Raw genomic sequence first — 12,221 nt, 5'->3', positions numbered from 1 at the left:
CCGATCACATCTTTCGTTCGAACGCGGCGAGGATGGTGCGCTCCGACCGGGTCAGGTAGGCGTCCAACATCTCCGCACTCTCGGCAGGCCGTCCTGCCTCCAAGGCGGCGAGAATATTGGCATTCTGGTCCACGTAGGATGCGTGAAGGAATTCCTGATCCTCAAGCATTCCGAAGCAGAGTCTCAGCTCCGCCGCCACCTGGGCGTAGAAAACACTCAGCCGTCTGCTGTCCGCCAATTCCACGATCGCCGCGTGAAAGAGCATGTTCGCGCTCCCGACGCTCGCCCAGTCTTTCGACGCGCGGCCCACGATCGCCGTCTCGACCGCCCGCCGCATCCGACCGACGGCAGGATGGTTCGGATCGGCCCCCGCCAGGGCTCGGCATTCGACGATCCGACGTATCCGATAGATGTCGATGATCGAACTGACGCTCGGCACGGAGACGAACACGCCTCGGTTCGGCTCGTGAAACAACAGTCCTTCCATCGTCAGGATCCGAAACACTTCACGTAGAGTGTTTCTCGATACCTTGAGAGAGGCACTGAGAGCCGTCTCGGAGAGGCGCTCGCCTGGTTTCAACTCGCCGGCGATCAGCTTGTCCCGGATCGAACCGGCGAGCCTCTGGGTGAGGGTCGACATCTGATCGGAAGCGCTCGCGGCTGTCGCGCCCTGGACCTGCCCTTGCAGCAACGAGCCCTCCATCTGATCTCCGACCTCGGTTCTCATGACGTCCTGCAAGGCCCTTGCTATGCGCGCACCACCGCTCGACAGCGACCTACACGTCTGCGTCGGCGGCTCGCAATCACCCATATTCCATCCGGCATGATGCCGCGCACAGTGCCGCCGATGCCGAGAGCGCCTGACGGAACCGATTGTTCTGGTGAGGGTGAGGTCCGCGGCGAGGCGGTTGAAGGCCTCGCCGATGGCGCTGCGCCGCTTGCAGCGGGATGGGCAGGCGGCGGAAACGGCTGAACCAGGCCGTGCGTCCGTTCCACGACCCACCGGTGACGGCCGGGTCTCTCGCTTCTCTCGATGCCGCACCGGGCGATGCGCGGCACGGTCCCGCGTGCCAAATTCCCTAGCGTCAGCACGCCAATCGATGGCGAGGAAGCACAACCTCCGACGCAAAATGCAACTATTCGTCACATAAATCCTGACGCATCGCAGTAATCGAGCGTGCGCCGCACCATTCCTTCCCTAGATGTGGCAAAATTGTCAAGGCAGCACGATTGATCCGGGATCATTGTTGAACACCGTTGACCGCCTTGTCGATTCGCTCGATGCTCCTGGTGCAGCACGCGGGAAATCCCGGATCGCCAGCCCACCGGAGCAGGAGCCGCCACCACATGGGTTCGCAGCCGATCCCTCACGCAGCATTGTCCCGGCCTGGGTGAAGGCTGGCAGGTGATCACGGGGCGTTGCCGACGACACCATGATTGCTGGAGTGCTGGCATCCGATGACGTCGGCGCGACATCATGGGCGGGATGAATTCTTCCATCGCGCCTTCTGATTCCTTCACAATCGCAACGCGCAAAGCAATACTTCTGAAATTTGATTGTCTGCGTTGATTCGAAAAAGAACATCGATGCTGGATCGAGCGACTAAATAAACTCGCGTGCGATTTGTGTTATGATCGCTTGACCTGAGAACATAGACGTTGAACTTGCGGACGACGCAAATCGAAGAATTCCCTTCGATTTTCGATGAAACTCGTCTGCTTCGCTGAAGATGTTCAGGAATCCGCCATTCGGCGCGATCCGGCACGCGTCGCTGGGACCTCGCAGGCCCGCGCCGCTGCGGATCGCAGCCCTGGGGATGCCTCGCTGCCCGCGTGGTCGGGCGCGAGGCGCCGCAGGGAACCGCTGACACCACGCACTTCGGAGCAGGACGATGGGGCTGATCGCTCGTGACACGATTCGGAAACCGGCGATCGCACGCGGGGGACGCCTCAAGGCGCTCCTCCTCGGGACCGTGTTCTCCTCGGCCGCCCTGTCGCCGTATGCGGCGCAAGCGCAGCAACTCTACGTCAACGCCGACGGAACGCGCACGACCGATCTGACGGCGGCGGCGGCGACCTGGGCCGCCCTGCCGTCCTTCCTCGCCAACCCGGCCCTCGCCACGCTCAACGCTCAGTACGCCTACGCGATGGGGATCGACGGCAACGGCGTCAAGCTCGGGCTCGTCGATACCTCCGTCGCCGTGAACCATCCGGATCTCGTCGGCAGCCGCCTCCACACGCTGACGACGACCGGCGTCTACACGAAGGACGGCGTGTTCAACACCAGCATTGCCGGCCAGCCCTTCACGCTGTCCGCCAGCGATCTCGGCCTCAACGTCTACTCGGGGGACATTCACGGCACGGCGATGTCCGGCTTCATCGTCGCCCAGGGCGCATCCGGGACGGACCCGAACGGCAATCCCTGGCCCCGCGGTCTCGCCCCCGGGAGCGATCTGTCCGTCGCCCGCTCGATCGGACAATTCTTCCCGCCGAGCCTGAAGGGAATCGACGGTGCCGTCATGGGCGCCGCCTACGACGCCGTCGTCGCGGCGGGCGCACGCGCGGTCAACGGCGAGTGGCAGATCACCCAGGCCCCAGGATCCGGCTTCGCCGGCGTCGTCACGCAGTACAAGGAGGACCCGAACAACGGTGCCCTGCTGGGAATGGCCCGCGCCGCTGCCGCCGGCGTGGTCGTGCTCATGCCGGGCGGCAACCAGAACCGCGAGCCGGTGGGCGTGGGCGCGTCCCTGCCCAACTTCGTCGCCGGCATCGAATCGCACTGGCTCGCCGTGACCGCGACCGCCAACGCGAGCGGCGCCCTCACCGGCTACTCGAACATCTGCGGACCCTCGAAGTGGTGGTGCATCACCGCGACGGCACACGGGAACGCGCCGAGCTACATGACCCAGGACGGCACCCTGATCCCGAGCACCGACAATCCGATCACCTACACCACCTACGTGAGCGGTGGCCTCGGAGGCACGTCGGAAGCCTCGGCGGACGCCCTGGCGGCGATGGGCCTGGTCATGGCGCGGTTCCCGTACATGACCAGCCAGCAGGCGCGCGACGTGCTGCTGACCACGGCGGCGCCGGTCGGCGGCCAGACGGGCGTCAATGACCAGAACGGCTTCGGCCTGATCGATCTCAGGAGAGCGATGCAGGGGCCGGGGCAGTTCCTCGGCACCTTCCAGGCCAACCTGCCGACCGGCGCCTCGGACACCTGGACCAACGACATCTCCGAGGCGGCGCTCGTCCAGCGGCGGCAGGAAGCCGAGGACTTGCGGCAACAGAGCAGCCCCGCGGCGCAGCAGGCTGCCCTCGCCCGGGCGCAGCAACTGATCGCCAACCTGCGGGCGGCCGTGGCGGGAGCGTCCAGCTTAGGCCCAATCCTGCCGGCCTTTGACGCGGCCCGCGCCGACCCCATCGCCTCCTTGGTGCTCGGTCAGCTTCCGGGCGCGATCACGATCTACCAGGATTATCTGAACTCGTTCTCCGACTCGGAGCTCTGGGCTTTTCTTGGTTCCAGCATAACAGCCGCGGCGGCACCTCTCGGCAACGTCGATTACGCGCCCGTTCTGGCGGGGATCCGGGCCCAGAACGACGTGGCGCAGGCGTGGCTGGCCGGGTTCGGCGGCGGGCCGGTCGCCGGCAGCCTCGTCAAGACGGGCGGCGGCACCCTGACCTTGACGGGAACCAACACCTTCTCCGGCGGCGTGACGCTGGCGGGGGGTGGCCTCTCGGTCTCGCGCGAGGCCAACCTCGGCGCCCCGTCCGGTGGCCTGACCTTCAACGGCGGCATCCTGCAGGTCACGGGCACCAGCTTCACCGCCACCGCGCGCGCCATCACCTGGGGCGCCGCAGGCGGCGGCTTCGACATCGCCGCCCCGGCCAACACCTTCACCGTCGCCCAGGCCCTGTCCGGCGCCGGCGGCCTGACCAAGCTCGGCGCGGGCACGCTGGCCCTGGCCGGCGCCAACACCTATACCGGCGGCTCCGCGATCACCGCCGGCACCCTCGAAGCTCGCGGAGGGCAGGCGATCGGCGACCTCAGCGCCGTCACCGTCGCCGCCGGCGCCACCCTCGCCCTGCGCCAGAGCGAGACGATCGGCTCGCTCGCCGGCGGCGGCTCCGTCGCCCTCGGCACGGCGCGCCTCACCGCCGGCGGCAACAACACCTCCACCCTGTTCGCCGGAACCCTGTCCGGCGCCGGCGGCCTGACCAAGGCGGGGCTCGGCACCCTGACGCTCACGGGTGCCAACACCTATGCCGGCCTGACCACCGTCGCCGCCGGCACGCTCCAGATCGGCAACGGCGGCACCACCGGGTCGATCGCCGGCGATGTCCTCAACAACGCCATCCTGGCCTTCAACCGCGCCGATGCCCTCACCTTCGCCGGCACCATCGGCGGCACCGGCAGCCTGAACCAGATCGGCACCGGCACCCTGACGCTCACGGGCGCCAACCCCTATACCGGCGGCACCACGATCACGGCCGGCACGCTCCAGATCGGCAACGGCGGCACCGCCGGATCGATCGCCGGCGACGTCCTCAACAACAGCACCTTGGCCTTCAACCGCGCCGATGCCGTCACCTTCGCCGGCATCATCGGCGGCAGCGGCAGCCTGAACCAGATCGGCACCGGCACCCTCACGCTCACGGGTGCCAACACCTACACCGGAGGCACCGCGATCACTGCCGGCACGCTCCAGATCGGCAACGGTGGCACCATCGGGTCGATCGCCGGCGATATCCTCAACAACAGCACTCTAGCCTTCAACCGCGCGGATGCTCTCACCTTCGCCGGCATCATCGGCGGCACCGGCAACCTGACCAAGCTCGGCGCGGGCACGCTGGCCCTGGCTGGCGCCAACACCTACTCCGGCGGCACCGCCATCACCGCCGGCACCCTCGAAGCCCGGGGCGGGCAGGCGATCGGCGACCTCAGCGCCGTCACCGTCGCCGCCGGCGCCACCCTCGCCCTGCGCCAGAGCGAGACGATCGGCTCGCTCGCCGGTAGCGGCTCCGTCGCCCTGGGCACGGCGCGCCTCACCGCCGGCGGCAATACCAGCTCCACCCTGTTCGCCGGAACCCTGTCCGGCGCCGGCGGCCTGACCAAGGCGGGACTGGGCACCCTGACGCTCACCGGCGCCAACACCTATGCCGGCGGCACCACGATCGCCGCCGGCACGCTCCAGATCGGCAACGGCGGTACCGCCGGATCGATCACCGGCGACGTGCTCAACAACAGCACCCTGGCCTTCAACCGCGCCGATGCCGTTACCTTCGCCGGCATCATCGGCGGCACCGGCGTCCTGAACCAGAACGGCACCGGCACCCTGACGCTCACTGGCGCCAACACCTATGCCGGCCTGACCACCGTCGCCGCCGGCACGCTCCAGATCGGCAACGGCGGCACCACCGGATCGATCACCGGCGATGTCCTCAACAACGCGACCCTGGCCTTCAATCGCGCGGATGCCGTCACCTTCGCCGGCATCATCGGCGGCACCGGCAGCCTGAACCAGATCGGCACCGGCACCCTGACGCTCACGGGTGCCAACACCTATACCGGCGGCACCGTGATCACCGCCGGCACCCTCCAGATCGGCAATGGCGGCACCGCCGGTTCGATCACCGGCGACGTGCTCAACAACAGCACCCTGGCCTTCAACCGCGCCGATGCCGTCACCTTCGCCGGCGCCATCACCGGCAGCGGCAGCCTGAACCAGATCGGCGCGGGCACCCTGACGCTCACGGGCGCCAACACCTATACCGGCGGCACTGCGATCACCGCCGGCACCCTGCAAATCGGCGGCGGCGGCACCGCCGGTTCGATCACCGGCGATGTCCTGAACAACGCCACCCTGGCCTTCAACCGCGCCGATGCGATCACCTTCGCCGGCATCATCGGCGGCACCGGCAACCTGAACCAGATCGGCACCGGCACCCTGACGCTCACGGGCGCCAGCACCCATACCGGCCTGACCACCGTCGCCGCCGGCGGCCTCGCCCTGACCGCCACGGCCAGCCTCGTTTCGCCCGTCGTCACCCTGGCGGGCACGACCCTGACCAACGCCGGCAGGCTCACCGGCGGCCTCGTCAACGGCGGCACGACCGCCACCTCCGGCATCATCGCCGGGGGCCTCACCAACACCGGAAGCCTCACCGCCACCGCAGGACAGGTCAACGGCGCCATCCGCAACCTGGCCGGACGGTTCAGCGTCACCGGCGCCGTGTCGAGCGACGCGACCTTCGCCAACGCCGCCGGGGCCGCGCTGACCGTCAGCGGCAGCTACGGTCTCGCCGGCCTCCTCACCAACGCCGGCACGCTGACCGTCGCCGCGGGCGGGCGCCTGACCGCGGCCGGCGTCGACAACGCCGGGGTGCTCACGGTGGCCGCCCAGGCCAGCGTGATCGACGCCCTCACCAACACCGGCTTCCTGAGCAATGCCGGGACCTACACCGCCGATGCCCGCAACGCCGCCGGTGCCACGCTGGTCAACAGCGGCACGTTCTCCACCGTCTCGCAACCCTTCGCCAATGCGGGCACGCTCGTCACCACGGGCGTCCTGAACGGGGGGCTGACCAACACCGGCACCGTCCAGGCCGCGGGCCAGCTCAACGGGGCAGTGGCCAATACCGGCCTGATCCAGCTCATCGGCACCACGACCGGCATCGCCCGCCTGACCAACGACGGCGCGTTCGACCTCGGAACCACGGCCCTGTCGGTGGGATCCCTCGCGGGAAGCACGGCCGCCGCCAGCCTCGGCAACGGCCGGCTCACGGTGGGCACCGACGGCAGTTCGACCACCTATGCCGGCCGCATCATCGACGGTGACGGCGCCACCGGGCTGACCAAGGTCGGGGGCGGCGCCCTCACGCTGTCGGGCGACAGCCGCTTCACCGGGCCGCTGACCGTGCTGGGGGGTGAACTCACCGTCACCGGCACGCTGGCCGGCGGCGCCGCGCGCTTCGGCACCGGGACGCTGTTGTCGGGACAGGCCAGCTTCGCCAGCCTCGCGCTGAGCGCCGGCAGCACGGTCGCGCCCGGAGCGGGGCCCGGGGCGGTCGGCCGGGTCGCGGTGATCGGCGACCTGAGCTTCGCGCCGGGCGCGACCTACCGGGTCGACGCCACGGCCGACGGCCGCTCCGACCGGATCGTGGCCGGCGGCCGCGCCACCCTGACCGGCGCCGGCGTCCAGGCGATCGCCGACACCGGCCTTTATGCGCCGCGCACCCGCTACACCATCCTCAGCGCGGCGGGCGGCCTGAGCGGGCAGTTCGCGGGCGTGACCGCGAACTTCGCCTTCCTGACGCCGTTCCTGAGCTACGACGCCAACGACGCCTACCTGACGCTGGCGCGCAACGACCTCACCTTCACCGCGGTGGCGCAGACGCGCAACCAGCGGGCGGCGGCGGCGGCGGTGCAGGCCGGCGCTGTCGGATCGCCGCTCTACGACGCGGTCGCGACCCTCTCGGCCGGGCAGGCGCGGGCGGCCTTCGCGTCGCTGTCGGGCGACGCGCATGCCAGCTTGGCCTCGACGGCCTTCGCCACGGCGGGGCTGCTGCGCGAGGCGGTGCTCGACCAGCTGCGTTGGGACGCGCGGCCGGTCGACGACCGCACGCTGCCGGCCGCCTACGCGGCGGACCGGCCCGGTCATCCCGCCGCCCTGTCGGCGGTGCCCGCCCGGGTGCTCGACCCGCAGGCGTTCACGCTCTGGGGCCAGGGCTTCGGCAGCACCGGCCGAGCGGGCACGGACGGCAATGCGGCGACGCTGTCCCGGACGACGGGCGGGTTCCTGTTCGGGGCGGATGCGCGCCTGGAGAACGGCCTGCGGCTGGGTCTGACGGGCGGTTACCGGACGACGAGCTTCGCCACCCCCGGTTCGGCCGAGTCGGGCTCCGTCGACGGCGCGTTCGGCGGCCTGTACGGCGCCTACCGCCTCGGCCCGATGGCGGTCCGGTTCGGCGCGTTGGCGGCCGACGACGCGGTGTCGCTGCGGCGCCTCGTGCAGTTCCCGGGCTTCAACGGCACGCCGTCGGTCCGCACCGGCGGGACGACGGCGCAGGGTTTCGGCGAGGTCGGGTACCGGTTCGGGCTCGGGGCGGCCATGCTCGAGCCCTTCGCGGGGGGCGCCGTGGTCTCGATCCGGCGCGACCGCTTCACCGAGCTGGGTGGCCCGGCGGCCCTCGGCGGCGCGGCCCAGGACGATACGATCCCGGTCTCGACCGTCGGGATGCGGGGCCAGATGGAGGTGGATCTCGGCCTCGGGATGCGCGCCTTCGTGCACGGGCTCCTGGGCTACCGCCACGCCTTCGGCGCCGTGATCCCGGTCACGCGGCTGACGGTTCTGGGGACGGGGGCGAGCTTCACCAGCGCCGGCCTGCCGATCGACCGGGACGCCCTGGTGGCCGAGGCGGGCGTGTCGGTGCGGGTGACGCCCAACGCCACGCTGGGCGTGTCGTACACCGGACAGGTCGGTCAGCGCGCCCAGGACCACGCCGCCCGAGGCACCTTCACCCTCCGCTTCTGACGGCACCGGATCCTGGGATTGCCCCGGTTCGGATACCGCCGGCGAATGGGGTGAGCCGGCCCGAGATGGCGGGCATCCCCGGATCGAGATGCAGCAGGCGCCTCGATCCGGGAGGCCGAAAAAGTCCCTTCATCCGACGCTCGACGCCGGCGTGCCGCCCGAGACCGACCCGAAGCGATCCGGCAGCCCCGATCGTCAGATTTTCACGACAGCCTAGAGCATTGTCCGACGAAGTGGATGCCGGTTCGGCGCAGACAATGCGGCAAATCGAAGACTTGGAGCAGCGCCCGGTCGCAACGCGATCGGGCGCTGCTCTAGCGCGTGACCGAGTAGATCGAGGCGCCGGCCGCGACCGGGGCCGTGACGGTCGAGAAGACGCTGAGCACCTTCTGCACCTCGGTGAAGGGCGCGTTCGACACGTAGACGAGGTCGCGGTTGCGCATCCGGAACGCCTGGGTGACGAACAGGGTGTTCGGGTCGCGCAANTCGAGAAGACGCTGAGCACCTTCTGCACCTCGGTGAAGGGCGCGTTCGACACGTAGACGAGGTCGCGGTTGCGCATCCGGAACGCCTGGGTGACGAACAGGCTGTTCGGGTCGCGCAAGTTGAAGCGGTAGACGACCGGCACCTGGGGCGTGCCGAGGAGCGGGCTCGCCGGGCGCAGGCGGCGCACCACCGAGGACGGCTCGAAGCGGAAGATGAACACCCCGGCCGGGTCGGCCTGGAAGTCGGAGAGGCCGCGCGCCTTGGTGAGCGCCTGCGCGACGGTGATGCCGTCGGCACTGAACGGGATCTCGGCCTGCGCGCCCAGCGCGCCGATCGCCAGGAAGGTCTGGGGGTCGCGCACCAGCGTGAGGGTGTCGCCCGGGCGCAGGTAGATGTTTTCGCGCGGGTTCGACACCACCGTGATCAGCGGCACCGTGACGGTGGTCTGCCCGCGCGAGAGCCGCACGAAGGTCTCGTTCACCGCGGCCGAGACGCCGCCGGCCGAGGCCAGCACGTCGAGCAGGCGGTCGCCCTTCTCGGTGAGCGGGATCCGGCCGCCGCCGATCGCGGAGGCCGGCCCGCCCCGCAGGGAGGCGAGGCGCGCGCCCCCGGAACTCGCGGCCTCGCCCACCACCGTGACGCTGGCGCTGAGCGGCGAGGTGACGGTGACGAGCACCTGCGGCTGGATCGCCTTGCCGGCGAGTTCCTGCTCGATCTGCGCCTGCACGTCCTGCACGCGCTTGCCCGCCACCTGGATCCGGCCCGCGTAGGGCACCGAGATCGCCCCGTCGCGCCCGACGATCTGCTCGGGGATGGTGGAGGACTTGGATCCCGACGAGAACCGGTCGGCGATCGCGGGGCCGGAGAACAGGCCGCCGGAACCGGCCTCCCAGATCGTCACCGAGACGGTGTCGCCGATGCCGATCAGCGGCTGCAGCGCGGGCCGGCGGTCGCCGAAGGAGGCGAGCAGGCTGTCGAGCGGACGCCCGCGCATCCCCTCGACCGTGGCGGCGTCGACGTCGATGATCTCGTAGCGGGCGAACAGGCCCTGGTCGGTGGCGATGCCGGCCCCGTCCACCACCGCGCTGGCCGTGGGTCCGGCGGCGGGCAGGATGCTGCAGCCCGAGAGCAGACAGGCCGCCAGGGCTGCGAGCGTACCGACGCGCACCATACATGACCTCCACACCGCACCGCCGGCGCGCCCTGACGGGTCCCGCGCGGGCATCTCACCTTGCCGGGCAGAGGCTCCGTGACGCGGAGCCTGCACCCGATCCATGATCGTCTCTCAGGGGACCGCGCGACCGCCCGGATCGCCGGCCGGCGCCTCCGGAAGCCTGACCGGCGGCGGGATCGGCTCCCGCTTCGGCCGCACCCAGCTTAGCAGCCAGTCTCGCCACAGGCGATTTAACAGAGGGTTCGGGCACGGCCGATCGCCCGGTGTTGCGCCGTATCCACAGGCCCGCAGGGCGGCGGGGCCCGGGATCGAGCCCCATGGCCGCGCTTCCTCGCGCGGGAATGCGTCGCCACTGTGACGGGGAGGGGACCCACGCCGGCGCGCCGGCACGCGCCTGAGGAAACCGTCAGGATTTCATGGTCTTTCCTTGTTCCTGCCGCGTTTGGCGCGTTCCTGTGCCGCCGCCGACCGATGCGTCGAATCGGCCCGTTCATCTCCGTTAACCGACCCTGTCCCGCCCAGCCGGCGGCCGGTGAATTCCGGTGATTGTTGCATTCCTGCCATTGCCCCGGGGCGGCCGGTCCGCAACCCTCCGGCCCGACGCCGGGGTCCACCGTCCGTCGCCCGTAACCAGTTCCGAGGTGTGCCCGTGAGAGATGATCCAGCGAGACACGCCGGCGCCGTCTCCCCGGGCCGGACCAGCCGCCAGGTCTTCCTCTTCCTGCAGGGTCCCATCTCGCCGTTCTTCGCCGACATCGCCGGTGCGCTCGAAGCCCGCGGACACCGCTGCCTGCGCGTGAACCTGTGCTTCGGGGATTGGCTCTTCTGGCGCCGGGCCGGCGGGATCAACTTCCGCGGCTCGCGCGAGAAATGGCCGGCCTTCATCGCCGACCTGATCGACCGCGAGGGCGTGACCGACCTCGTGGTGCTCGGCGAGCAGCGCTTCTACCACAAGGTCGCCATCGCGGCGGCCAAGGCCCGGGACCTGAACGTCACGGTGACGGATTTCGGCTACCTGCGGCCGGACTGGATCACCTTCGAGCGCGACGGCATGTCGGGGGATTCCTGCTTCCCCCGCGACCCGGAGGCCGTCCTCGAACTGGCCCGCAACGCGCCCGAGCCGGACCTCGCGCCGCGCTACCGGGACAGCTTCCTGACCCAGGTCGTCTGGGACATGGCCTACCACCTGATGAGCAACTGGCTCTGGTGGCTCTATCCCGGCTACCGCTCGCACCAAGTGCACCACCCGGCCCTGGTCTACCTCGGCACCGGGCTGCACATGCTGACGGCGCGGCGCACGGGACCGCGGGGGGACGCGCTGGTCCAGTCGCTGCGCGAGGCCGGCACGCCCTACTACGTCATGCCGCTGCAGATGGAGAACGACTTCCAGCTGCGCGCCTACTCGCCGTTCTTCGACCTCAAGACGCCGATCCACACGGTCCTGCGCTCCTTCGCGGCCCACGCGCCGGCGGGATCGCGCCTCCTCGTCAAGATCCACCCGCTCGACCCGAACATCCGCAACTGGCGGCGGATCGTGCGCCGCTCGGCGCAGAAGTGGAACGTCGCCGACCGCGTCGACTACGTGGACGGCGGCAACCTCGCCACGATGCTGGAGGGCTCGCAGGGCGTGGTCACGGTCAACAGCACGGTCGGCATGTGGGCGATGCGGGCCGGCAAGCCGATCATGACCCTCGGGGCTGCCGTCTACGACGTGGACGGCCTGACCTACCAGGGTCCCCTCGACCGGTTCTGGACCGAGGCGCAGCCGCCCCGGCAGGACCTCTGGAACGCCTTCGTCAAGGCGGTGGTCGCCAACATCCAGATCCGCGGCGTGTACTACGCGCCCGAGGGCCTCGCCGCCGCCGTGGAGGCCGCCGCGGCCCGCCTCGATCTCGCCAACGACGCGTGGCTCGACGTGCGCTCCCGCGCCGCCCGCCGCCGCGAGGCGCCCGAGGCCCAGCCGGCGCTGGGCGCCATCGAGGCGATGCAGAACGCCTGAGCGACGGCGCCCGTCCCCCGGAGGTGTG

The 12,221-nt window shown here is 70.3% G+C and carries 3 protein-coding genes and 3 pseudogenes; 2 read left to right on the top strand and 4 right to left on the bottom strand.

Annotated elements, in window-relative coordinates:
* Positions 1 to 4: 4 nt before the first annotated feature.
* Positions 5 to 640: a GntR family transcriptional regulator gene (locus ACKUB9_RS28610; RefSeq protein ID WP_407530016.1), complete on the bottom strand. Its 636-nt coding sequence runs from the start codon at positions 638 to 640 to the stop codon at positions 5 to 7.
* 216 nt (positions 641 to 856) lie between these two features.
* A pseudogene (locus ACKUB9_RS28605) lies at positions 857 to 1,071 on the bottom strand (IS5/IS1182 family transposase); the annotation flags it as partial.
* 821 nt (positions 1,072 to 1,892) lie between these two features.
* Here ACKUB9_RS28605 and ACKUB9_RS28600 point away from each other — a divergent pair.
* Positions 1,893 to 8,534, top strand: coding sequence for an autotransporter-associated beta strand repeat-containing protein (locus ACKUB9_RS28600; RefSeq protein ID WP_407530009.1), 6,642 nt, complete (start codon positions 1,893 to 1,895; stop codon positions 8,532 to 8,534).
* Between the two features lie 314 nt (positions 8,535 to 8,848).
* On the opposite strand, the pseudogene ACKUB9_RS28595 reads toward ACKUB9_RS28600, so the two are convergent.
* Positions 8,849 to 8,998 (bottom strand): annotated as a pseudogene (locus tag ACKUB9_RS28595) (polysaccharide biosynthesis/export family protein); the annotation flags it as partial.
* 11 nt (positions 8,999 to 9,009) lie between these two features.
* Positions 9,010 to 10,191, bottom strand: a pseudogene (locus ACKUB9_RS28590) (polysaccharide biosynthesis/export family protein); the annotation flags it as partial.
* Between the two features lie 652 nt (positions 10,192 to 10,843).
* On the opposite strand from ACKUB9_RS28590, the gene ACKUB9_RS28585 reads away from it, so the two are divergent.
* A complete protein-coding gene (locus tag ACKUB9_RS28585) occupies positions 10,844 to 12,193 on the top strand; it encodes a capsule polysaccharide biogenesis protein (RefSeq protein WP_407530006.1) in 1,350 nt (449 codons plus the stop codon).
* Positions 12,194 to 12,221: the final 28 nt, after the last annotated feature.

It is taken from the genome of Methylobacterium oryzisoli (assembly GCF_046557895.1).
Classification (GTDB): Bacteria; Pseudomonadota; Alphaproteobacteria; order Rhizobiales; family Beijerinckiaceae; genus Methylobacterium; species Methylobacterium oryzisoli.
Note: the sequence above shows the minus strand (reverse complement) of the source record. Positions and strands in the feature narration are given on the sequence as shown.

What these genes read in the sequence shown, in the direction of transcription:
- ACKUB9_RS28610 (WP_407530016.1), bottom strand. Translation starts at nt 640, where the DNA reads ATGTCGACCCTCACCCAGAGGCTCGCCGGTTCGATCCGGGACAAGCTG.
- ACKUB9_RS28600 (WP_407530009.1), top strand. Translation starts at nt 1,893, where the DNA reads ATGGGGCTGATCGCTCGTGACACGATTCGGAAACCGGCGATCGCACGC.